We start from the raw sequence: 22,441 nt of genomic DNA, 5'->3' as shown, positions 1-22,441 counted from the left end.
CACCCACGGCACCACACCCGGCACCACCGGATCCGACACCACAGGCACCACAACCTCCGGCGCCTGCTCCACAATCACATGCGCGTTCGTACCACCCATACCGAACGACGAGACACCGGCCAGAAGTCGAGAACTCTCGTCGGGCCAGGGTTCCAGCGCATTCTGCACGCGCAGCTTGAGTGAATGCAGCGGAATGTCGGCAGGTGCTTCATTGAAATTCAGACTGGCAGGAATGCGCCTGTTCCTGATCGAGAGAACAGTTTTGATCAGACCGGCGATGCCTGCCGCACCTTCAAGGTGACCCAGATTTGTCTTTACCGACCCGACCCGGAGAGCATCGCGCTCCTCACGGCCCGCGCCCAACGCCGCGCCCAACGCGGTCGCCTCGACCCGGTCGCCCAGCCGAGTCCCAGTTCCGTGGAGTTCGACATACTGAACTTCGGCGGGGTTCACGCCGGCGCGACGGCACGCCAGTGAAATAACTTCTTCCTGCGCCTCGCGACTCGGGGCAGTGAGCCCCTCTCCCCCACCGTCATTGTTCACGGCACTGCCGCGAATTACACAGAGGACACGATCGCCGTCCGCGAGAGCCTGCGACAACTTTTTGAGCACGACGAGACCGCCGCCCTCGCCCCGCACATACCCGTTGGCTCGCGCGTCGAAGGTCCGACATTCCCCGTCGGGAGAGAGACCACCGAATTTCTCGGAGCGCGCGGAGCTCTCCGGGGCGAGCACCAGATTCACTCCGCCGGCCAGCGCCAGAGAGCACTCGCCTGCTCTCAGCGCCTGGGCTGCCTGATGCACAGCGACCAACGAGGACGACTGCCCAGTGTCCACGGTCAAGCTGGGTCCGCGCAGGCCCAGCACATACGAGACCCTGTTGGAGATGACGCTCCGAGCGAGCCCGGTCATGGCGTGCTGACCGAGCGCCGACGGTCCCCTGCGGTGGGCCAGCGCTGCGTAGTCGTCCCACATCGCGCCGACGAACACGCCCGCGGGATGGCCGTCCAGCCCAGAAGGGGAAATCCCTGAATTTTCCAGTGCTTCCCAGGCCAGTTCGAGCACGAGGCGCTGCTGCGGGTCCATGGCGGCAGCCTCGCGCGGTGAAATATTGAACAGGCCGGGGTCAAACTCGTCAACATCACTCAGGAAAGATCCCCTGAGACTTTTCCAACGTTGTCCAGAAGCATCGGCACGAGTCAATTCCGCATTCTCACGCCGTTCAGGCACGCTCGATACCGAGCTATCTCCATCACTGAGGAGCTGCCATAAGGTGGCGAGGTCGGACGCGCCCGAAAAACGACAGGACATTCCAATAATGGCGATGTAATCATCCTGCAAGTCAGGCTCGCTCGACAACACGCAGAAAACCCCCCGCTCGACACACAAACTAGACATTTGCGCCCATCACATCTTCTCCATCAGAAAAGATGTCGGCGTCGCAGCATCCGTCAAACAACCCCCTCGCAAGGTCCCGTCACTGTAACCCTGGCCCTCGACCCAACGTCAAGGTCTTTCTTGCCGCCCTGACACCCCGTCGGCCTTGCCGGAGTGACGCCCCTCACAGTGGGTCGGGAAGTTTCCTGTGGCATCCACTTCGAATGAGAGCGCCCGACTCCATCAGCCATGGATGCCCTACCAACTCCCCACAGTGCGTGCTACGTTACGAATGGATCAAGGAGATCCCCGGGGGCACGCGTGGCAATGTGTCACTGTCGACGTGCCGCCAAACCTTGAGTCGCCATATCGCCATCTGTCCAGCTGAAACGCGCAGATATACCCCACATGGGCACTCGTTGCGCGAGCGTGGACATATGGCCGGCAGGCCCTTGGCCTTCGACCCGCGTCCGCCGTCGCGGTCGACCGTGCATAACAGATCTGAACAGGCCAAACACCTGATGTGAACCAGCCAGCGGCGAATCGGCACGAACGATCCGTTCGGGGGACCAGCGCGCCCCCAGCCTTCAGCGTGGGCCGAGTCGGCCCAATCAGAGCGAGGGAGTGTGTGCGGCAACGTGAACCAGCCGACCGGCCATCAAGTGGCCATCGTGGGCGCGGGGGTGATGGGCTCCGGCATCGCCACCCTGATGCTGGGACACGGGATCCCCGTTGTCCTTGTCGACGTCGACGAGCCAACGCTCGACGAGGCTCGTGGCAGGATTCTTCAGCAGCTTCGGCACGCCCAGCTGATGGGAGCAGTGCCGGCGGATCGGGAGCCCGGACGACTGGTGACCACCGTCTCCCTGTCCCAGGTCGCAGGCTCCACGGCGGTCATCGAAGCGATCACCGAATCACCCGCAGCGAAAGCCAAGGTGATCGGTGAGGTGTCGGCAGCTGTCCGGCCCGGCACTCCGCTGATCTCCAACACCTCGGGTATCCCCATCGGCGAACTGGCCAACTGGGCCGCCCGACCTTCCGAGTTGCTCGGTACCCACTTCATGAACCCGTCGTACCTGATCAAGATGGTCGAGGTCAGCAAGGGCCCGCAGACGGGTGACGCGACGGTTGAAGCCGTGGTCGCCCTCCTGAGTGCCGTGTCACGCCGGGCGGTCCTCGTGCGGGACGCGCCGGGCTTCGTGACCAGCAGGCTGCTCCATCCCATGATCAACACGGCTGCGCTGATCGTCAGTCAAGGTACCGCAACGGTCGAAGCCGTCGACGAGTTGATGGAGGGGTGCCTGGGGCACCCGACCGGTCCGCTGCGCACCGCCGACCTGATCGGGCTCGACAATCTGGCCGACTCCCTGGCCGAGCTCTACGAACGTACGGGCGACGAGGCATGCAAACCCTGCGACCTGCTGCTGGACAAGGTTCGCCGGGGCGAACTCGGCCGCAAGACGGGCCATGGCTTCTATTCATACGGAAAGGCCACGACGTGACGATCAATCAGGCAGCCGATGCAGCCTCGGTAAGCGCCGACTCCATCAGGGAAGCGCTGCTCAGCTTCCTCGAGGCGAAGACCAAGACCTCGATATCCCCGACCCAGGACCTCTTCGGCTCCGGGCTGTTGTCCTCCATGTTCGCCATGGAACTGGTGGTCCATCTTGAGCAGAGCTACCAGATCGCCATCGTCGGAGCAGATCTCAGGCTGGACAACTTCCGTACGGTACAGAGCATGACGGACCTGGTGCTCCGACTCCGGGACGATTCATCGGCCGGCGATGCTTGAGCGCCTGGACGACGCATTCACCTTCATGGACGGACTCGTCGACGGTCAGGCCGGCAGATGGGATCTGGCGGGGCAGATTCCGGTCGAATTGCTGCGCACGGCGGGCGCTCGAGGGCTGCTCTGCGCCGAAGTGGCCGACTCACACGGAGGTCTCGGCCTCAGCAGCCGAGACAACGGCGAACTGACAGCGCATGTAGGCAGTCGATGCAGCTCCCTGCGGAGCGTGATGACCTCCCAGGGCATGGCGGCCTGGAGCATACAGCGGCTGGCGAACGCGGATCAGTCCGCCACCCTGCTACCGCAACTGGTCAATGGCCAACTGGCGGCGGTGGGTTTCAGCGAGTCGGTAGCCGGGTCTGACTTGTCCGGAATGTCAACCCAGATCAAACTGGACGGCGACTCCGTCGTTCTGGACGGCAGCAAAGTGTGGGTCACCGGTGCCCGCTACGCCGACCTGCTCGTCGTGTTCGGGCAGTGCGACGGTGGTGCGGCAGCTGTGGTGGTGCCCACCTCAGCTCCGGGAGTAAGCGTGGAGCCCGTCGCCGATCCGATGGGCTGCCGCGCGGCCGGGCATGCCAACATCAAGTTCGACTCGGTGCAGCTGCCGGCGTCGAGCATACTGGGAAGCCCGGGCTTGCCATTGCCGTTGCTGGTCACCACGGCCCTCGCATACGGACGGATCTCGGTGGCCTGGGGATGCGTCGGCATCCTGCGGGCGTGCCGCAATGCCGCGGCCCTTCACGCCAGGTCCCGGACGCAATTCGGCAAGCCCCTCAGCGAGCACCAGCTCGTGGGACGCCACCTTGCCGAGCTGTTCATTGCCGAGCAGGTAGCGACTCGATCTTGCGAGCACGCAAGTTCCTGCTGGGACGCCGGTTCTCCCGACATGGTCGTTGCCACCGTCCTCGCCAAACATGTCAGCGCCGGCCATGCCGCCACGGGAGCGGCTGCCGCGGTGCAGGTGATGGCTTCGGCGGCGGCACAGGATGGCCATGTGGTGGCTCGCGCGTACCGGGACGCCAAGTTGATGGAAATCATTGAAGGAACCAGCGAAATCTGCCAGTTGATTCTGGCGCAGCACGCAGTCGCAACGGCGGAATGACCAACTCCGGGGAGGGCCCGTGTCTGAAAGGCCGACCATGGTGAAGTGCCTGGTCTGGGATCTGGACAACACCCTCTGGCAGGGAACCCTGCTGGAGGGCGATGACGTGCGGGTGTCCGACGAGGTGCGGGAGTTGATCGCCACTCTCGACTCCCGTGGCATTCTGCAGGCGGTCGCCAGCAAGAACGACCATGACCTCGCCTGGGCGAAGCTGGAAGCAATGGGTCTCGCCGAGTTCTTCGTGGTGCCCAGGATCGGGTGGGGGCCCAAATCGGACTCCGTGCGCCTGATCGCCGAGCGGCTCAAGTTCGCTGAAGGCGCCATCGCGTTCATCGACGACCAGCCCGCCGAGAGGGCCGAGGTGGCCTTTCACCTGCCACTCGTCCGGTGTTACGCCACTGAGCAACTGCCTTCGTTGGCGGATCTGCCGGAGTTCAGTCCTGACCACATCACGATCGATTCCCGGCGCCGCCGCCAGATGTACCGGGCCGGCTTCCAGCGGGAAGCGGAGCAGGCTGCCTTCGAGGGACCGGACCAGGAGTTCCTCCGGTCGCTCGAGCTGACTCTGCGTATCGACCGGGCGACCGAGGAACAGCTGACCCGAGTCGAAGAACTCACACTGCGCACCAGTCAGATGAACGCGACCGGGGTCCACTACTCCGATGCGGCGCTGCGCGGCCTGCTGGCGGATCCCGGACATGAGGTCCTGGTGGCAACCATGGCCGACCGCTTCGGGCCGCATGGCGCCATCGGCGTGATGCTGTTGTCCACGCATCCGGGTGTATGGCATCTCAAACTGCTGGCCACGTCATGCCGAGTCGTCTCGTTCGGCGCGGGTGCGGCACTCCTCAACTGGCTGATCGACCAGGCCGCCCAGGCGGGTGCGCACCTGGCTGCCGATTTCCTGCCCACGGAACGCAACCGCATGATGGAGATCGCCTACAGGTTCGCCGGTTTCACCGAAGCATCCGAAGAGCCGTGCGGGTGCCTGGCCGCTCTGCCCGAGGTGAACACCGGGGATCTCCAGCGACTGCACCTGGTCTCCGGTGCGCGTGAGGAGCATCCCACCATCGAGATCAGCGCGCCGGACCTGGCCGGGTTCCACGGGGTGGCCGCGGGCGAACCGGCGCGCTGACTCTTCAGTCTGTCTTCTTTCGCACCAAGGTGATTCCGTCGGCCATCGGAAGGAGCGACACCTCGACCCGCTCGTCATTACGCAGGAAAAGGTTCAGTGCGCGGATAGCAATCGAATCTTCATCTTGGGCGGACGGGTCGATCACCCTTCCGAAGAACAGAGTGTTGTCAATCACGATGAGTCCGCCTGGGCGCACCAATTCGAGCGCCAACTCGTAGTAGCTTCGGTAATTCTTTTTGTCCGCGTCTATGAATGCGAAGTCAATGGTGCCTTTCGCGCCCGCGGCAGACAAGTCAGCCAGGATCTCGAGGGCATTGCCGATCCGGGCGTCGATGCGATCGTTGACGCCTGCCCGGGCCCAGAACTCGCGTCCAATATCAGGCCATTTAGAACTGATGTCGCAAGTGATCAGCTGTCCGTTCGACGGGAGAGCGCGTGCCATGCACAGCGTGCTGTAGCCGGTGAACGTCCCGACCTCCAGTACGGATCGGGCCCCGACCAGTTTAACGAGGAGAGCCAGGAATTGACCCTCCTCGGCCATTACCTGCATCGCCTGCCCCATGGGCAGTTCACTGGTGAGATCCCGGAGATCGCTCAAAATTTCATCATCACGCAACGAGACATCGCGCACGTATGACAGCAATTCTTCCGAGACTTCCAATTGATTTGCCATGCGCCCAAAATAATACCGGACCGTACGGCAGCGCAAGCCTGGAAAGAATGCCAGGAAATCGCCAGGTGGCGGCAAGACCAACGAGATCCCCGTCTTCCAGACCCCGCTGGAGCGTATGTCGGGATGGAGCGAGGCAGGCCGGACCTTTGGCGGGTCCGCAGCGACCGCCAGATCTAGACCATCGAGCAGTAGCCGAGATCGCGTCCCACCCAGCCGATGATGTGCGCGCCAACGGACGCTGCGGCTGTGAGGACGTTCCCCCGCTGACGCTCAGGGGACGACGTCGCCAGCTTCACGCGCGAGAGGCGTCGCACTCCGAGCAGGCATTTACCGCATCCGTCATAGGGACGTTCGGTCGCATGTGGGTTCGTACCGTGCAAGATTCTCTGCGTTCGCGCACGCATGGCACGGAGAATCGTCGGCACGGCCCCTGGGGGCGTTCTTGGTCAGCCCAGGAAGCTCAACCGAACCTGACGGTTGTCATTGGAAATGTTCGTATCCACCAGGCAGACCGACTGCCACGTCCCCAGCTCCAGTCGCCCCCCGATCACCGGCAACGTCGCATGCGGCGGTACCAGCGCGGGCAGTACGTGGTCGCGGCCGTGGCCCGGGGTGCCGTGGCGGTGGCGCCAGCGGTCGTCGGCGGGGAGCAGGGTCTGCAGGGCGGTGAGGAGGTCGTCGTCGCTGCCGGCGCCGGTCTCCAGGATCGCGATCCCGGCCGTCGCGTGGGGCACGAAGATGTTGAGCAGGCCGTCTCTGCCGTGGGCGGTGCGGGCGAGGAACTGCGCGCAGTCCTCCGTCAGATCCATGACCGTCTCGGTCCGTCCCGTGGTGACGTTCAGCAGGTGCGTGGCGAAGGATTCGGGCATGCGCCCATTGTGACGCGCGGCGGGGAAGTCGCGCTCCGGGAAGATCCCGGAGCGCCTCGGAGTTGGTAGAAACGTGAACAACTTCGGGACGCGCGAGCTGGACGTGGTCGTCATCGGCGCCGGGCAGGCGGGGCTGTCCGCCGCCTACCACCTGCGGCGCTCCGGCCTTGAGCCCGACCGGGACTTCGTCGTGCTGGATCACGCGCCCGGGCCCGGTGGCGCCTGGCAGTTCCGGTGGCCCTCGCTGACGTACGGCAAGGTGCACGGCATGCACTCCCTGCCCGGCATGGAGCTGACCGGAGCCGACGGGAGCAGGCCCTCGTCCGAGGTGATCGGCGCCTACTTCGAGGCGTACGAGCGCCGCTTCGACCTGCGGGTCCACCGGCCGGTGGAGGTTCAGGCCGTGCGAGACGCCGAAGGCGGGGGCGTGAGCGATGCCGCGCTCGCGGCCGGAAGCGATAGCGCGGTCGTGGCCGGAAGCAAAGGCGGAAGCGATACCGGACCCGAGGCCGGAAGCAGAGCCGGACGACTGCTCGTCGAGTCCTCCGAGGGTACGTACGCCACACGTGCGCTGATCAATGCCACCGGCACCTGGGACCGGCCGTTCTGGCCCCGCTACCCGGGCCAGGAGACCTTCCGGGGACGGCAACTGCACACCGCCGGCTATCCGGGACCCGCGGAGTTCGCCGGACTGAGAGTGGTCGTGGTCGGCGGCGGCGCTTCGGGCACCCAGCATCTGATGGAGATCGCCGAGGTGGCGGCCGCGACGTACTGGGTGACGCGTCGGCCTCCCGTGTTCCGGGAAGGGCCGTTCGGCGAGGACCAGGGGCGGGCCGCCGTGGCCCTGGTGGAGGAGCGCGTACGCCAGGGACTCCCGCCGCAGAGCGTCGTGAGCGTGACCGGGCTGCCGCTCAACGACGCCGTACGGCGCGCACGCGAGGAAGGGGTCCTCGACCGGCTCCCCATGTTCGAGCGGATCACGCCGGACGGGGTGGAGTGGGCCGACGGCCGGACCGTCGAGGCCGACGTGATCCTGTGGGCGACCGGCTTCCGTGCCGCCATCGATCATCTGGCACCGCTGAAGCTCCGCGAGCCGGGTGGCGGCATCCGCGTCGAGGACACCCGGGCCGTGCGGGACGAGCGTGTCCATCTCGTCGGATACGGCCCGTCCGCCAGCACGATCGGCGCCAACCGGGCCGGGCGGGCGGCCGTCCGTTCGGTCGGCCGGCTGCTCAGCAGGGTACCCGCCTGAACCGGCGGCCCCTCAACGGATCGGCGCAGCACCAGAACACACGAACACGGGATCGGGTGTTCGCTCGAACGCGTGGTCGTTCCAGGATTGGTTGCTCAACTCCCGTGCGAGGGCTGATGATTACTGAGCGCACACGGCGGGCTGCAGACCGCTACAGCGTATGTCCCACAGATGCACCACGTACGAGGAGAAACACAGATGAACTTCCTGACCAACCTGCTTGCCGGCGTCGTCCACTTCGTGGGTTGGCTCGTCTGACCGTCTCTGCACAAAGGCGCCGCCGCTCCCCGTCCCAGGGGGCGGCGGCGCTGCCGTGTGACCGGCTCCGTCAGGCTCCGGCGGCCGGTCCGGTGAACGGAGGCAGGGCCGCGAAACCCGGGTCCGCGGTGACCGCTTCCGCGAGCGCGTCGAGCGTCCGGCGCACCCGGGTGAGCGGATGGGCGGGGAACTCCGCGTCCCACTGGGCGTGGTCGGCCGTGTGGAAGGGAAGGCCGCCCTGCACGTCGGGGGCGTAGGGATGCGGCCGGAAGTACGAGTCGGGGCCGACCTTCGCCATGACGACGGCCTCTCGCATCCCCGTCATCCCACGCTCGGGGGACTGGATCTTGACCACCGTGCTGCATCCTCGGCGCGGCACCGTGAAGCTGCCGATGAACACCTGCCCGCTGGGCTGCTGGGGCAGTGGCAGCTTGAGTATCTGCCGCAGTGCGGGCAGTCCGCCCAGCCGCTTCACCGAGGCCTCGATCAGTCCGCCGCCGGCCTGCGCCGTCCAGTGGGTGAGGGCGCCTCGCAGAGTGGGGCCGTCGTCCAGACCTGCCGGAAGGTCGGGTGGCAGTGCGAAGTAGTGCAGCGAGAGGACATCGCCCTCGTCGTTCACCCAGGCGTCGCCGTGCTCGCCGCCGTCATGGTCCAGCGGCCGGTATCCGGGGAGTTCCACCCCGTGCAGTGCTCTCATGGGCCGCGATCATGCCGCATCGCGGGCCGGCCATCTGGGCGGGCCGGCCTTTCGGACGTCCATGCCCTCCCATGCAACGCCGTGGCCGGCGCCGTTCCGCTCATGTGGCCGTCGGGGTCAGATGACCGTCGCGGCGGATCAGGGCGGCATAGCGCCCGTCCATCGCGAGCAGTTCCTCGTGCGTACCTCGCTCGGCGATCCGGCCCTCGTCCAGAACGACGATCTGGTCCGCGTCCCGGACCGTGGAGAGCCGGTGCGCGATGGTGAGCGTGGTGCGGCCCTTCGACAGGTGGTCGATGGCCTGCTGCACCGCGTGTTCCGTACGGGTGTCGAGGGCGCTGGTCGCCTCGTCGAGGATCAGCACGGGCGGGTCGCGGAGAATCGTGCGGGCGATCGCGAGCCGTTGCTTCTCGCCACCGGAGAAGCGGTACCCCCGCTCCCCCACCAGTGTGTCGTAGCCGTCGGGGAGGGTGGCGATGTGGTCGTGGATCTGGGCGGTGCGCGCCGCGGCCTCGATCTCCTCGTCGGTGGCGTCCGGCTTGGCGAAGCGGAGGTTCTCGGCGACCGAGGCGTGGAAGAGGTAGGTCTCCTGAGAGACCACGCCGACGGCACGGGCGAGCGTGTCGAAGTCCAGGTCCCGCACATCGACCCCGTCGAGGGTGACGCGGCCACCGGTGACGTCGTACAGCCGCGGGACCAGATAGCTGAGGGTGGATTTGCCCGACCCGGTGGGGCCGACGACGGCCAGGCTGCTCCCGGCGGGCACGGTCACATCGATGCCGTTCAGCGTCGGGCCGCTCTTCTCGTCGTAGCCGAAGGTGACGTCCTCGAAGGCGATCTCACCCCGGACGCTCTCCAGCCGGACGGGCTTCTCGGGCTCGGTGATGTCCACCTCGAGGTCGAGATACTCGAAGATCCGCGCGAACAGGGCCAGGGAGGTCTGCATCTGCACCCCGGTGGACAGCAGGCTCACGGCCGGCCGGAACAGCCCCTGCTGGAGCGAGACGAAGGCGACCAGGGTGCCGACGGAGACGGCGGTGACGCCCGACTGGAGGGTGAGGCCCGCGGCCCAGTAGATGACGGCGGGCATCGCGGCCATCACGATGCCGATGGTCGACATCCGCCAGCGTCCGGCCATGTTCGAGCGCACTTCGAGGTCGACCAGACGCTCCGACTCCTCGGTGAACGCCTTGGTGAGGGAGTCCGAGCGCCCCATGGTCCGGCCGAGGAGAATGCCGCTGACCGACAGCGATTCGGTGACCGTGGCCGCCATCGCCGCCATCTGGCGCTGCCGCTGAGTGGTGATCTTCTTGCGCTCCCGGCCGACACGGCGGCTGATCCAGACGAAGACGGGCAGTAGGAGCAGCGAGACGACGGTGAGCCGCCAGTCCAGCGCGAGCATGGCGACCACGGTGGCGACGACCGAGGTGAAATTGGAGACCAGGGAGGTGGCCGTGGAGGTCACCGTCGCCTGCATCCCACCGATGTCGTTGGCGATGCGGGACTGGACCTCGCCCGTGCGGGTCCGGGTGAAGAAGGCGAGCGGCATCCGCTGGAGCTGGGTGTAGACGGCGGTGCGCAGGTCGTGCATGACGCGCTGGCCGACCGTCGTGGAGATCAACGTCTGCAGGACCCCGAAGACGCTGGTCATCACGGCGGTGAGGATCATGCCGAGCGCGAGCAGTGTGAGCAGCCCCGTGCGCCCCTGTGGGATCGCGGTGTCCAGGATCTCGCGGAGCAGGAAGGGCGAGGCGACCGTGACCAGCGAGGCGGCGCCGACCAGCAGTCCGACCACGGCGAGCCGTCCGCGGTAGGGACGGAAGAGCCGGAAGATGCGGCGCAGCTCGGCGGGCGGCTGCCCGGCCTCCGCGGCCGGGGGCGTCCAGGTGGGTTCGTCGGGTTTCATGAGCTCCTTCGAGAGCGTGCGGGGAAAGGGGCGAAGCGTGCGAGGTCCGGCGCGGGGGGCTGCGGGCGCAGGCGCGCGGGGCCGATTTTGAGAGCCTAGCTCATTGTTACCTCTATTCACAATGAACGTGGTCCTGATATTGTTCCCTCATGGACTCCCCCGACTCCGACGGCATGCTCGCCGAACAGCTGCTGCGGCTCACCCGCCGTCTCCAGCGCATCCAGAGCCGTCAGCTGGAGCCGATCGGCATCACACCGGCCCAGTTCCGCCTGCTGCGCACGACCGCGCACTACGACGGCGCCCCCCGGATGGCCGATCTCGCCGAGCGGCTGGACGTCGTCCCCCGCGCGGTGACCACCCTCGTGGACGGGCTGGAGGCCGCGGGCCGGGTGCGCCGCGCCCCTGATCCGACCAACCGCAGGGTGGTCCGGATCGAGATCACCGAGGAGGGCCGGGCCGTGCTCCGTTCGATGCGTGACGCGCGCAAGGCCGCCGCGGAGGAGATCCTGGCTCCATTGACCGCCGATCAGCGCGAGGTGCTCGGCGGCCTGCTGAACGCTCTGGTCGCCGGAATGCCGGAGCGCCGCCGCTGCTGAGGCATGCGGTGCGGCCACCGCACCGTGCCGTCGAGGGGACCTGGACATGCCGCTGCTGGAGCCGAAGCCCGAAGCCCTGCGTCCCCGCACGGACCGGTCACCGTCCCCCGATCGGGTGCCCGGCTGGAAGGCGTCCGGGACCCCGGCGGAGCTGCGGGCCGGTCTGACCGCCCTGCTCGGCCCGGAGAAGGTGCTCTGGAAGGTCTCCGACCTCGTGCGGTACGCCTCCGACGCCAGCCCCTACCGCTTCCTGCCGCAGGTCGTGCTGGTTCCCGAGGATCTCGACGACATCTCGGCGATCCTCTCCTACGCCCATGGGAACGGCCGCGGCGTCGTCTTCCGGGCCGCCGGGACCAGCCTCAACGGCCAGGCGCAGGGGGAGGACATCCTCGTCGACGTACGCCACCACTGGACGGGGATCGAGGTCCTGGACGGGGGCGCGCGGGCCCGGATCCGTCCGGGGACCACCGTCATGCGGGCCAATGCCACCCTCGCCCGCCACGGCCGGATCCTGGGTCCCGATCCCGCCAGCGCCATCGCCTGCACCATCGGCGGCGTCGTCGCGAACAACGCCTCCGGGATGACCGCGGGCACCACCCGGAATTCGTACCGCACGGTTGCCTCGCTGACCTTCGTCCTGCCGAGCGGCACGGTGGTCGACACGGGCGAACCGGACGCCGACGAACTGCTGCGCCACGCGGAACCACGCCTCTGCGACGAACTGCTGGCCATCAAGGCCGACATCGAGGCGGACGAGGGTCTCACCGCCCGTATCCGCGCCAAGTACGAGATCAAGAACACCAACGGCTACCGCCTGGACGCGTTCCTCGACGGGTCGACGCCCGTGGAGATCCTGCGCGGCCTCATGGTCGGCTCCGAGGGCACCTTCGGCTTCATCTCCGAGGTCGTCCTCGACACCCTGCCCCTGGAGCGCCTCGTCTCCTCCGCCCTGCTGTTCTTCCCCTCGCTCACGGCGGCCGCGGCGGCGGTACCCCGGTTCAACGAGGCGGGTGCGATCGCCGTGGAGCTGATGGACGGCAACACGCTGCGCGCCTCGGTCAGCGTCGAGGGGGTCCCCTCGGACTGGGCGACGCTCCCGGACGGCACGACGGCGCTGCTGGTGGAGTTCCGCGCCCCCGACGAAGACACTCTGGCGGCCCGTGAGCGGGAGGCGGCCGCGGTCGTCGCGGATCTCTCCCTGGTGGCGCCCGCCCTCTCCGTGACCAACGAGTTCACCCGGGACGCCGCCACGGTCTCCGGGTACTGGAAGGCCCGCAAGGCGTTCGTCACCGCCGTCGGCGGCACCCGACCCTCGGGCACGACGCTGATCACGGAGGACTTCGCCGTCCCTCCCTCGCGCCTCTCCGAGGCGTGCGAGGCGTTGCTCGCGCTCCAGGCCGTACACGGCTTCGATGCCGCTGTCGCGGGTCACGCGGCCCACGGAAACCTGCACTTCCTCCTCGCCTTCGACGCCGCCGAGCCCGCCGACGTGGACCGGTACGCCGCGTTCATGGACGACTTCTGCACGCTCGTGGTCGACCGTTTCGACGGATCGCTGAAGGCGGAGCACGCGACGGGCCGTAACATCGCGCCGTTCCTGGAGCGAGAGTGGGGCCCCGTCGCCACCGAGTTCATGTGGCGTACGAAGCGTGCCCTGGACCCCGACGGGGTACTGGGGCCCCGGATCGTCCTCGACCGGGATCCGCGGGCGCATCTGCGCGGGCTCAAGACGATCCCCAAGGTCGAGCCGGTGGCCGACCCGTGCATCGAGTGCGGGTTCTGCGAGCCGACCTGTCCCAGCGAGGACCTCACCACCACGCCGCGTCAGCGGATCGTGCTGCGGCGGGAGATGATGCGCCAGCCGGACGGCTCCCCCGTGGAGGCCGGGCTGCTCGACGCCTACGGCTACGACGCCGTGGACACCTGCGCGGGCGACTCCACGTGCAAGCTCGCGTGTCCGGTCGGCATCGACACCGGGGCGATGATGAAGGGCTTCCGGCGTCTGCGTCACTCCCCGCGCGAGGAACGCGTCGCGGCACTGGCCGCGCGGCACTTCAAGGCCGTCGAGGCCTCGGCCAGGATCGCGCTCGGCGTGGCCGGCCTCATCACCCGCCACCCGGCGGGTGACCGGCTGCTGGGTTCCGTGACCCGGCTCGCCCGCAGGGCCGTACGCCCCGATCTGATGCCGGAATGGCTGCCCGAGATCCCCGGGGCCGCGTCCCGTACCCTCCCGCCCACCTCCAGGGCGGGCGCGAGCGCCGTCTACTACCCCGCCTGTGTGAACCGCATCTTCGCCGGTCCCGCCGACGCCGGGGCAGTGTCACTGGCCGAGGCCGTCGTCTCCCTGTCCGCGCGTGCGGCCAGGCCGGTCTGGATCCCCGAGGACGTCTCCGGGACCTGCTGCGCGACGATCTGGCACTCCAAGGGTTACGACGCGGGCAACGCGGTCATGGCCAACCGCGTCGTGGAGGCCGCCTGGGGCTGGACGGCCGGCGGCACACTGCCGCTGGTGGTCGACGCCTCCTCGTGCACGCTCGGCCTGGCGCGCGAGGTGGTTCCGTATCTCACCGAGGACAACATGGCGCTGCACCGCGAGATGACCTTCGTCGACTCGCTCGTCTGGGCCGCCGATGAGCTCCTCCCCCACCTCACGGTGTTCCGCAGGACGGGCTCCGCCGTCCTGCACCCCACCTGCTCCATGGAGCATCTGGGCGATGTCGCACACCTGCGTACGATGGCCGAGGCCTGCGCCGACGAGGTCGTCGTCCCGGACGACGCGGGCTGCTGCGGATTCGCCGGCGACCGCGGCATGCTGCACAAGGAGCTCCCGGACAGCGCGACCGCCAAGGAGGCGGCGGAGGTCAACAGCCGCGAGTACGACGCCTATCTGTCGGCGAACAGGACGTGCGAGATCGGGATGGACCGGGCGACGGGCCACCGCTATCACTCGGCGCTCATCGAGCTGGAGCGGGCGACCAGGCCCGTCGTCTGAGCCCTGGCGCCCGGCGGAAATAATGGGTTGCCCCCGAGGGGGGCGGGAAGCGAACCTTGCACGGTTTGGTTCCCCACTGTTCCACGAGGTCCCTCCTGGGCCTCCGCCATACGATCCTTGGGACGTCATGCAGATTCGCGATCTTCCGTATTCGGATCCCGGCGACCCCGATGTCCGTTCAGGACCACGTTTTCTGTTCTGGCTCGGCCGCAGTCAGCTCACCGGTCAGCTCAAGTCCCTCGGCTGGGGGCTGCTCCACCACTGTGCGATCGCCGGCCTTCCGCTCGCGGTCGGGCTCGCGATCCAGGCCGTCGTCGACCGTTCCGGCCGGGACCTCGTGCTGGCCGGCGGCCTGCTCGTCGCCCTCGGCGTCCTCATCTCCGTGGGCGACACCATGCTCCACCGCACCGCGGTCACCAACTGGATCACCGCGGCGGCGCGGGTGCAGCAGCTGCTCGCCCGCAGGACCGCCGAGCTGGGCTCGGCACTGACCCGCCGGGTCGCCGCCGGCGAAGTGGTCGCCGTGTCGACGGGCGACGTCGAGAAGATCGGCTGGTTCGTCGAGGCGCTGTCACGCTTCGCCGCCGCCGCGACCGCGCTCGTACTGATCTGCGTCGGGCTGGTGTTCTATCTGCCTTCGCTCGGCGTGCTCGTCGCCGTCGCCACCCCCGTCCTGGCTCTGGCCGTGCTTCCGCTGCTCCCCCGTGCCACCCGCCGGGCCGACCTCCAGCGTGAGAAGGCGGGCCGCGCCACCGAGCTGGCGTCCGACACCGTCGCCGGGCTCCGGGTGCTGCGCGGCATCGGCGGCGAGGAGCTGTTCCTCGGCCGCTACCGCCGCGCCTCCCAGGAGGTCCGCAAGGCCGCCGTCCGCAGTGCGCGGATGTGGGCCCTCATCTCGGCGATCCAGGTGCTGCTGCCCGGAGTTCTGCTGATCTCGCTGGTCTGGTACGGGTCGACGCTCGCCCGGGACGGCCGGATCGAGATCGGCCAGCTGGTCACCGTGTACAGCGCGGCGACACTGATGCTCTTCCCCTTGCGCAACGTGGAGGAGATCGCCATGGCGTACTCCTTCTCCCGCCCGTCCGCGCAGCGCGCGGTCCGGGTGCTGTCCCTGCGGCGCACCGTCCGCCCCTCGACGCTCGAAGCGGTCACGCCCCGGGGCGACCTGTACGACCCGGTGACGGGTCTGATGGCGCCGCAGGGCCGGTTCACCGCCGTGGTCTGCGGCGACCCCGACGAGGCCGGGCGGCTGGCGGAGCGGCTCGGCGGCCACGCGGAGCCCGACGAGGCGTCGGAGCCGGTCCCCTCGGTGCTGCTGGGCGGTGTGCCGCTGGACGAGCTGCCGCTCGACACCGCGCGGACCGCGGTCCTGGTGCAGGACAAGGACCCGGTGCTGCTCTCCGGCACGCTCCGGGAACTGCTGGACATGCCCTCCTCGGGCCATGTCACGGCCGAGGAGGCGCTGACCGCGGCGCAGTGCGGTGATGTGCTGGCCGCGCTGGCCCAGGCTTCCGTGGACGCCGACGGCGATCCCATGAACACGCGGATCACCGAGCGCGGCAGGTCCCTGTCCGGCGGGCAGCGGCAACGGCTCGCGCTGGCCCGTTCGCTGATCACCGATCCGGAGGTGCTGGTGCTCGACGAGCCGACGTCCGCCGTCGACTCCCACACGGAGGCCAGGGTCGCCGCCGGCATCCAGGGACTGCGCGGCGGCCGTACGACGGTGGCGTTCGCCTCGTCGCCACTGCTGCTGGACCTCGCCGACCGGGTCGTGCTCGTGCACGGCGGCACGGTCGTGGCGGCCGGCACGCACCGCGAACTGCTCCGGGACGAACCGCGCTACCGGGCGGTCGTCACCCGTGAGACCGATGACGAGACCGCGGCACGCGAGGAGTTCGCCGTGGTCGACGGCCTGCCGCCTGCCCGGGCGATCGAGGAAATCGAGGAGAGAGCATGATCGGCCTGGCACCACCGGCGTTCGACCCGGCAGCCCCCGAGTCGGCGACGACCCTGCCGGTCGGTGCGCCGACGACCGTGCGGACCTACGTGCGCGCCCTGTTGCGTCGTCACCGGAGGCCGTTCGCCGTCCTCATCGCGGTCAACGCGATCGCGGTGATCGCGTCCATCACCGGCCCGTACCTCCTGGGCGGGCTGGTCGAGGACCTCTCCAACGGCGTCACCGATCTCCATCTGGAGCGCACCGCCGCCGTGTTCGCCCTGGCCCTGGTCGTGCAGACCGTGTTCACACGGACCATGCGGCTGCGCGGGGCCATGCTCGGCGAGGAGATGCTCGCCGATCTGCGTGAGGACTTCCTCGTACGGTCGGTCGGGCTGCCGCCCGGCGTCCTGGAGCGGGCCGGCACCGGGGACCTGCTGTCCAGGATCACGACGGACATCGACCGGCTGGCCAACGCGATGCGTGAGGCCGTGCCCCAGCTGGCGATCGGCGTGGTCTGGGTGGGGCTGCTCCTCGGCGCGCTCACCGTCACCGCCCCGCCCCTGGCGCTCGCCGCTCTGATCGCGGTTCCGGTGCTGCTCGTCGGCTGCCGCTGGTACTTCAGGCGGGCGCCCTCCGCGTACCGCTCGGAGGCGGCCGGCTATGCGGCGGTGGCCGCGGTGCTCGCCGAGACCGTGGACGCGGGGCGGACCGTGGAGGCCCACCGCCTGGGGGACCGCAGGGTCGCGCTGTCGGACCGGCGGGTGGAGCAGTGGACCGCCTGGGAGCGGTACACCCTGTTCCTGCGCTCCGTGCTCTTCCCCGTCATCAACACCACGTATGTGACGATCCTCGGCGCGGTGCTGCTCCTGGGCGGCTGGTTCGTGATGGAGGACTGGATCACGGTCGGCCAGCTGACGACGGGCGCGCTGCTGGCCCAGATGATGGTGGACCCCATCGGTCTGATCCTGCGCTGGTACGACGAACTCCAGGTAGCCCAGGTGTCGCTGGCCAGGCTCGTCGGCGTACGGGAGATCGAGCCGCACGCGGGCGACCAGGGCGTCGGACCCGAGGGCCGCGAGGTCCGGGCCGACGAGGTCCGCTTCGGCTACCGCGAGGGCGTCGACGTCCTGCACCAGGTGTCACTGGACGTCGCCCCGGGGACTCGGCTGGCGCTGGTCGGTCCTTCGGGTGCGGGCAAGTCGACCCTGGGACGGCTGCTGGCCGGGATCTACGCTCCCCGGGCCGGTTCGGTGACTCTGGGAGGCGCGGAGCTGTCCCGGATGACGGCGGAGCGGGTGCGGACCCATGTGGCCCTCGTCAACCAGGAGCACCACGTGTTCGTGGGCTCGCTCCGGGACAACCTCCTGCTCGCCCGTACGGACGCCGAGGACGCCGAGTTGTGGGCCTCGCTCGCCGCGGTGGACGCGGACGGCTGGGCGCAGGCGCTGGAGGAGGGTCTGGACACCGAGGTCGGTTCGGGCGGTCTGGCCCTCACCCCGGCGCAGGCGCAGCAGATCGCCCTGGCACGGCTGGTCCTGGCGGACCCGCACACGCTGGTGCTGGACGAGGCGACCTCGCTGCTCGATCCCCGGGCGGCCCGCCATCTGGAGCGTTCGCTGGCCAAGGTGCTGGACGGCCGTACGGTCGTGGCGATCGCCCACCGGTTGCACACCGCGCACGACGCGGATGTCATCGCGGTCGTCGAGGACGGCCGGATCGCCGAACTGGGCAGCCATGACGAACTGGTGGCGGCGGACGGCGCCTACGCGGCTCTGTGGCGCTCCTGGCACGGGTGAGCCGCGGCCGTACGTCGCACGCGCCGTGACTGCCGCACAAGAGGCGAAGTCGGTCCCCTCCGGTAAGGATATGGAGTGACTGGCCCCGGATACGGGGCAGGCGAGCGATGACCGCGTAGGACCGAGAAGGGACGCACACCGTGGCACGACCCAAAATTCTCGTCGTCGGCGCCGGCTTCGCCGGGGTCGAGTGCGTGCGCCGTCTGGAGCGCACCCTCGTCCCCGGGGAGGCGGAGATCGCGCTCGTCACCCCGTTCTCCTACCAGCTCTACCTGCCACTGCTGCCCCAGGTCGCCTCCGGGGTGCTGACCCCCCAGTCGGTCGCCGTCTCGCTGCGCCGCAGTCGGCGCCACCGCACCCGGATCGTGCCAGGCGGGGCCATCGGAGTGGACACGAAGGCGAAGGTCTGCGTGGTCCGAAAGATCACGGACGAGATCGTGAACGAGCCGTACGACTACCTCGTACTGGCTGCGGGAAGCGTCACCCGGACCTTCGACATCCCGGGGTTGCTCGACAACGCCCGGGGCATGAAGACGCTGGCCGAGGCGGCCTACATCCGGGACCACGTCATCTCCCAGCTCGACCTCGCCGACGCGAGCCACGACGAGGAGGAGCGGGCGTCCAGGCTGCAGTTCGTGGTGGTGGGCGGCGGTTACGCCGGTACGGAGACGGCCGCGTGCCTGCAGCTGCTCACCACCAACGCCGTGAAGCACTACCCCCGGCTGGATCCCAGGCTGATCAAGTGGCATCTGATCGACATCGCGCCCAAGCTCATGCCGGAGCTCGGCGACAAGCTGGGCACCAGCGCCCTGGAGATCCTGCGCAAGCGCGGCATCGAGGTCTCGCTCGGCGTCTCGGTGGCCGAGGCCGGACCGGACAAGGTGACCTTCACGGACGGCCGGGTGCTGCCCTGCCGGACGCTGATCTGGACCGCCGGGGTCGCGGCGAGCCCCCTCGTCGCGACGCTGGAGGCCGAGACCGTGCGGGGCCGGCTGGCGGTGACCCCGGAGATGTCGCTTCCCGGCGTGGACGGGGTGTTCGCCCTCGGCGACGCGGCGGCCGTGCCCGATCTGGCCAAGGGGGACGGTGCGATCTGCCCGCCCACCGCGCAGCACGCGATGCGTCAGGGCCGCGCGCTCGCGGACAACATCATCGCGCAGCTGCGCGGGCGCCCGCTCCAGCCGTACGTCCACAAGGACCTCGGTCTCGTCGTGGACCTGGGCGGCCGGGACGCGGTGTCCAAGCCGCTGGGCATCGAGCTCAAGGGCTTGCCCGCCCAGGCCGCCGCGCGCGGCTACCACTGGGCGGCGCTGCGGACCAATGTCGCCAAGACCCGGGTCATGACGAACTGGCTGCTCAACGCGATCGCCGGTGACGACTTCGTGCGCACGGGGTTCCAGGCCCGCAAGCCGGCGACCCTGCGCGACTTCGAGTACACCGACGCCTATCTGACGCCGGAGGAGATCCGCGCCCACACCGCCGGGGCGGACCACCGAGGCTGATCCGGCCGCCCGGCTCCCTGGCCTCCGCCTCACGGCGGGGGCCGGTGTCATGTCCGGCCGGCCGGCACCGTCCCGACCGCCGGGGTCATGTGCGGCGGGAGAGCACCGTCCCGACCGTGTCCGCCTCGTCGGCCCGCTTGTCCTCCCGGTAGCGCAGGACGCGAGCGAAGCGCAGGGTGACCCCCGCCGGGTAGCGGGTGGAGGTCTGCAGCCCGTCGTAGGCGATCTCGACCACGAGTTCCGGGCGGACGGTGACCACGTGCCCGTCGTCGCCGGTGGACAGCTCCCGCAGGCGCTCGGTCTGCCAGCTGAGCATGGTGTCCGTGAGTCCCTTGAAGGTCTTGCCGAGCATCGCGAACGTCCCGTCCTCCCTGCGTGCCCCCAGGTGCAGGTTGGAGAGTTTCCCGGTGCGTCGGCCGTGGCCCCATTCGGCGGCCAGGACCACGAGGTCCAGGGTGTGCACGGGCTTCACCTTCAGCCAGGAGGCACCCCGCCGGCCCGCGTTGTACGCCGCCTCCGCGCCCTTGACCACCACGCCCTCGTGGCCGCGGGCCAGTGTGGCCTCGGCGAATTCCAGCGCGGCCGCGCGCTGTGCGTCGTTCCCGGAGTTCTCCACGGTGACCCGCCGTACGCGCATCGGTTCGGGCACCAGCCCGGCCAGTTCCCGGTGCCGCTCGGTGAGGGGAAGGTCGAGGAGTTCGCGTCCGTCGACGGACAGCACGTCGAAGAAGACGGGGACCACGGGTACCGCGTCCGCCGCGGTGACGACGTCACGCCGTGAGCCGACCCGGCCCGCGGTCTCCTGGAAGGGCCGGGGCCTCCCGTCGGGGCCGAGGGCGATCGCCTCGCCGTCGAGGATGAAGCGGTGGGCGGGAAAGCCGGTCACCGCGGCGGCGAGCTCGGGAAGCCGGTCGCTGATGTCGTCGAGCGTGCGGGTGTAGACGCGCACGTGCGGCCCGTCCCGGTGCACCTGTACGCGGATGCCGTCCAGCTTCTCCTCGACGGCGCAGGGTCCCAGCCGGTCGATCGCCTCGGCCACCGAGCGGGCGGTGTGCGCCAGCATGGGCTGGACGGGCCGTCCGACGGTGAGCCGGAAGGACGCGAGGGCCCCGGGGCCCTCGGCGAGCACGGCACGCGCGACGGGAGCGAGGGATCCGGCGAGCATGACCGCACGCCGCACCTCGGGACGCGCCGCTCCCGCGGCATCGGCCAGGGCGTCGACCGCGACGGCGTCCAGCGCTCCCTGGCGCACCTCCCCGGTGAGCAGCCCGCGCAGGAAGTACTGCTCGTCCGCGGTGGCGGCGCCGAGCAGCCCGGCGAGGCGCTCCTTGCGGGCGGACTGCGAGCCGGGGCCGGTCAGGGCCCCGATCGCGGTCAGCTCCGTGTGTGTCCCCACCACGGTCAGCGTGGGCTCCTGCGCGGGTGTCACCGGAACGCGCAGGGTGCTCCAGCCGATCCCGAGCCGTCCCTGCGGGAGGCGGCCGGCGAGGTACGGGATGACGACGGGGACGTCGTCGGGGCCGGCCTCCCGGAAGAGCTCGGCCAGCAGGGCGGTCTTCCGGGTGCGGGCCGAGGTCGCGGCGACCTCCAGGGACACATGGGCGAGCCTGGCGAGCAGCATGACGCCATGGTCCTACGGCTGCGGGCCCGCCGCTCCCGGAGAGGTGCGGGGCGTCATATGACGTTGAGTGCCGCCGCCGCGCCGACTCCCCCGAGGATCATGAACAGGGGCATCAGCACCTTGAGCTCGACCCAGCTGCCGGCCCGGAAGCGCATGGCCTTCGGCGGTCCCAGCGGGTACCAGCGCTTGCGGCCCAGCGGGATGGGCCACAGGATCGGGCAGCCCGAGACCGTCAGCGCGTCGCCGATGTCGTGGACGAGGGCGCCGAGCACGATCGGCAGACCGAGCCAGAGGTACTCCTGACCCGGCGCTTCGAACAGCCAGCTCGAACCGTTGCCCGGCTGGTCCAGCACACCGGCCAGGATCCAGGCGCTGGTCGCGCCGAGCAGCCATACGAGGACGTCGCTGGACACCCTCGCCGCCCGCCAGAGGAGCCCCTCGACCGCGAGGACGAGGTGGACGAAGAGGATCGCCAGTACCGCCCAGCGGCCACCGGTGATCGCGGCGACGGAGGCGGCTCCGCCGGTCAGCACGGCCCAGAGCCAGGTGTGCGTGAGGGTGCGGTGGCCGCCGGTCCTGCGGGGGTCGCCGGGCCCCTTGGTCGCCTTGTACACGGCGTAGGAGAGTTTGTCGACGATCTCGCAGACGCCCTTGGAGACGGGCCCGAAGGCACGCGAGATGGTCGCCGACTTGTGGTCGAGGTCCGGGGCGAGTGCCGCGCCGGCGGTGATCAGCGCCCCGACGACGAGGACGGGCCAGGGCATCGTGTGACCCGCGGCCGCGGCCGCGGCACCCACCCCCAGCCAGGCCGCCGCCCCCGACAGAGAGTGTGCCGGTCCCATCATGGCTTTTCCCGCCCCCATCGTGATTCGGCCGTGTGCTGCGGCCGGGCCGCCATTGTCTGTGCGAGGCAGCCGAGTTGAGTGGGCAGCGT

At 69.3% G+C, this 22,441-nt stretch carries 17 protein-coding genes; 10 read left to right on the top strand and 7 right to left on the bottom strand.

Annotation, left to right across the window (positions count from 1 at the left end; translation table 11 throughout):
* Nucleotides 1-1,311 (bottom strand): beta-ketoacyl [acyl carrier protein] synthase domain-containing protein (locus ACWCQM_RS38495; RefSeq protein WP_450919731.1); only part of this gene is annotated, 1,311 nt, incomplete at its 3' end.
* Nucleotides 1,312-2,015: 704 nt separating this feature from the next.
* Between ACWCQM_RS38495 and ACWCQM_RS38490 the strand changes: the two genes are divergently transcribed.
* From ACWCQM_RS38490 to ACWCQM_RS38475, 4 genes are read left to right on the top strand one after another with little or no spacing between them, the layout of a single operon-like run.
* On the top strand, nucleotides 2,016-2,879 hold the full coding sequence (locus tag ACWCQM_RS38490) for a 3-hydroxyacyl-CoA dehydrogenase family protein (RefSeq protein ID WP_450919729.1): 864 nt from the start codon (nucleotides 2,016-2,018) through the stop codon (nucleotides 2,877-2,879).
* Entirely contained in the window at nucleotides 2,876-3,169 is a 294-nt protein-coding gene (locus ACWCQM_RS38485) for an acyl carrier protein (protein ID WP_450919728.1), read from the top strand. The genes ACWCQM_RS38490 and ACWCQM_RS38485 overlap by 4 nt, the downstream gene beginning before the upstream one ends.
* Nucleotides 3,162-4,271, top strand: coding sequence for an acyl-CoA dehydrogenase family protein (locus ACWCQM_RS38480; RefSeq protein ID WP_450919727.1), 1,110 nt, complete (start codon nucleotides 3,162-3,164; stop codon nucleotides 4,269-4,271). The genes ACWCQM_RS38485 and ACWCQM_RS38480 overlap by 8 nt, the downstream gene beginning before the upstream one ends.
* Nucleotides 4,272-4,308: 37 nt before the next feature.
* A complete protein-coding gene (locus tag ACWCQM_RS38475; RefSeq protein WP_450919726.1) occupies nucleotides 4,309-5,406 on the top strand; it encodes an HAD-IIIC family phosphatase in 1,098 nt (365 codons plus the stop codon).
* Nucleotides 5,407-5,410: 4 nt separating this feature from the next.
* On the opposite strand, the gene ACWCQM_RS38470 is transcribed toward ACWCQM_RS38475, so the two are convergent.
* Together ACWCQM_RS38470 and ACWCQM_RS38465 are read right to left on the bottom strand one after the other, a co-directional pair.
* Nucleotides 5,411-6,079 (bottom strand): O-methyltransferase, encoded by a 669-nt coding sequence (locus ACWCQM_RS38470; RefSeq protein WP_450919725.1) that lies wholly within the window; start codon nucleotides 6,077-6,079, stop codon nucleotides 5,411-5,413.
* A gap of 446 nt (nucleotides 6,080-6,525) precedes the next feature.
* Nucleotides 6,526-6,948 carry a secondary thiamine-phosphate synthase enzyme YjbQ gene (locus ACWCQM_RS38465; protein ID WP_450919724.1) on the bottom strand — a complete coding sequence of 141 codons (423 nt, stop codon included), beginning with the start codon at nucleotides 6,946-6,948 and terminating at the stop codon, nucleotides 6,526-6,528.
* 73 nt (nucleotides 6,949-7,021) lie between these two features.
* On the opposite strand from ACWCQM_RS38465, the gene ACWCQM_RS38460 reads away from it, so the two are divergent.
* Entirely contained in the window at nucleotides 7,022-8,200 is a 1,179-nt protein-coding gene (locus ACWCQM_RS38460; RefSeq protein ID WP_450919723.1) for an FAD-dependent oxidoreductase, read from the top strand.
* A gap of 328 nt (nucleotides 8,201-8,528) precedes the next feature.
* On the opposite strand, the gene ACWCQM_RS38455 is transcribed toward ACWCQM_RS38460, so the two are convergent.
* Both ACWCQM_RS38455 and ACWCQM_RS38450 read right to left on the bottom strand, forming a co-directional pair.
* Nucleotides 8,529-9,155 (bottom strand): hypothetical protein, encoded by a 627-nt coding sequence (locus tag ACWCQM_RS38455; RefSeq protein ID WP_450919722.1) that lies wholly within the window; start codon nucleotides 9,153-9,155, stop codon nucleotides 8,529-8,531.
* 100 nt (nucleotides 9,156-9,255) lie between these two features.
* The gene (locus tag ACWCQM_RS38450) at nucleotides 9,256-11,061 is read right to left on the bottom strand and encodes an ABC transporter ATP-binding protein (RefSeq protein WP_450919721.1); all 1,806 of its coding nucleotides are present in this window, start codon (nucleotides 11,059-11,061) and stop codon (nucleotides 9,256-9,258) included.
* Between the two features lie 149 nt (nucleotides 11,062-11,210).
* Here ACWCQM_RS38450 and ACWCQM_RS38445 point away from each other — a divergent pair, with 149 nt between their 5' ends.
* The 5 genes from ACWCQM_RS38445 to ACWCQM_RS38425 all read left to right on the top strand — a co-directional run bounded on the left by ACWCQM_RS38445 (nucleotide 11,211) and on the right by ACWCQM_RS38425 (nucleotide 19,886).
* A complete protein-coding gene (locus ACWCQM_RS38445) occupies nucleotides 11,211-11,657 on the top strand; it encodes a MarR family winged helix-turn-helix transcriptional regulator (protein WP_267077112.1) in 447 nt (148 codons plus the stop codon).
* A 46-nt stretch (nucleotides 11,658-11,703) separates the two neighbouring features.
* Entirely contained in the window at nucleotides 11,704-14,649 is a 2,946-nt protein-coding gene (locus tag ACWCQM_RS38440) for an FAD-binding and (Fe-S)-binding domain-containing protein (protein WP_450919720.1), read from the top strand.
* A gap of 127 nt (nucleotides 14,650-14,776) precedes the next feature.
* Nucleotides 14,777-16,606 carry an ABC transporter transmembrane domain-containing protein gene (locus ACWCQM_RS38435; protein ID WP_450919719.1) on the top strand — a complete coding sequence of 610 codons (1,830 nt, stop codon included), beginning with the start codon at nucleotides 14,777-14,779 and terminating at the stop codon, nucleotides 16,604-16,606.
* Nucleotides 16,603-18,384: an ABC transporter ATP-binding protein gene (locus ACWCQM_RS38430; protein ID WP_450919718.1), complete on the top strand. Its 1,782-nt coding sequence runs from the start codon at nucleotides 16,603-16,605 to the stop codon at nucleotides 18,382-18,384. The genes ACWCQM_RS38435 and ACWCQM_RS38430 overlap by 4 nt, the downstream gene beginning before the upstream one ends.
* 140 nt (nucleotides 18,385-18,524) lie before the next feature.
* A complete protein-coding gene (locus ACWCQM_RS38425; protein WP_450919717.1) occupies nucleotides 18,525-19,886 on the top strand; it encodes an NAD(P)/FAD-dependent oxidoreductase in 1,362 nt (453 codons plus the stop codon).
* Between the two features lie 85 nt (nucleotides 19,887-19,971).
* Here the strand turns inward: ACWCQM_RS38425 and ACWCQM_RS38420 are convergent, their stop codons facing one another.
* Nucleotides 19,972-21,507, bottom strand: coding sequence for an ATP-dependent DNA ligase (locus ACWCQM_RS38420; protein WP_450919716.1), 1,536 nt, complete (start codon nucleotides 21,505-21,507; stop codon nucleotides 19,972-19,974).
* Between the two features lie 53 nt (nucleotides 21,508-21,560).
* Nucleotides 21,561-22,352 (bottom strand): metal-dependent hydrolase, encoded by a 792-nt coding sequence (locus ACWCQM_RS38415; RefSeq protein ID WP_450919715.1) that lies wholly within the window; start codon nucleotides 22,350-22,352, stop codon nucleotides 21,561-21,563.
* Between the last annotated feature and the right edge of the window lie 89 nt (nucleotides 22,353-22,441).

The sequence above is a fragment of the Streptomyces sp. NPDC002125 genome (assembly GCF_053593715.1).
Note: the sequence above shows the minus strand (reverse complement) of the source record. Positions and strands in the feature narration are given on the sequence as shown.

Excerpts from the sequence above, each read along its gene's own strand:
- ACWCQM_RS38465 (WP_450919724.1), bottom strand. The coding sequence starts at position 6,948 with ATGCCCGAATCCTTCGCCACGCACCTGCTGAACGTCACCACGGGACGG.
- ACWCQM_RS38455 (WP_450919722.1), bottom strand. The coding sequence starts at position 9,155 with ATGAGAGCACTGCACGGGGTGGAACTCCCCGGATACCGGCCGCTGGAC.
- ACWCQM_RS38475 (WP_450919726.1), top strand. The coding sequence starts at position 4,309 with ATGGTGAAGTGCCTGGTCTGGGATCTGGACAACACCCTCTGGCAGGGA.
- ACWCQM_RS38440 (WP_450919720.1), top strand. The coding sequence starts at position 11,704 with ATGCCGCTGCTGGAGCCGAAGCCCGAAGCCCTGCGTCCCCGCACGGAC.
- ACWCQM_RS38450 (WP_450919721.1), bottom strand. The coding sequence starts at position 11,061 with ATGAAACCCGACGAACCCACCTGGACGCCCCCGGCCGCGGAGGCCGGG.
- ACWCQM_RS38470 (WP_450919725.1), bottom strand. The coding sequence starts at position 6,079 with ATGGCAAATCAATTGGAAGTCTCGGAAGAATTGCTGTCATACGTGCGC.
- ACWCQM_RS38445 (WP_267077112.1), top strand. The coding sequence starts at position 11,211 with ATGGACTCCCCCGACTCCGACGGCATGCTCGCCGAACAGCTGCTGCGG.
- ACWCQM_RS38435 (WP_450919719.1), top strand. The coding sequence starts at position 14,777 with ATGCAGATTCGCGATCTTCCGTATTCGGATCCCGGCGACCCCGATGTC.
- ACWCQM_RS38415 (WP_450919715.1), bottom strand. The coding sequence starts at position 22,352 with ATGATGGGACCGGCACACTCTCTGTCGGGGGCGGCGGCCTGGCTGGGG.
- ACWCQM_RS38430 (WP_450919718.1), top strand. The coding sequence starts at position 16,603 with ATGATCGGCCTGGCACCACCGGCGTTCGACCCGGCAGCCCCCGAGTCG.
- ACWCQM_RS38420 (WP_450919716.1), bottom strand. The coding sequence starts at position 21,507 with ATGCTGCTCGCCAGGCTCGCCCATGTGTCCCTGGAGGTCGCCGCGACC.
- ACWCQM_RS38480 (WP_450919727.1), top strand. The coding sequence starts at position 3,162 with ATGCTTGAGCGCCTGGACGACGCATTCACCTTCATGGACGGACTCGTC.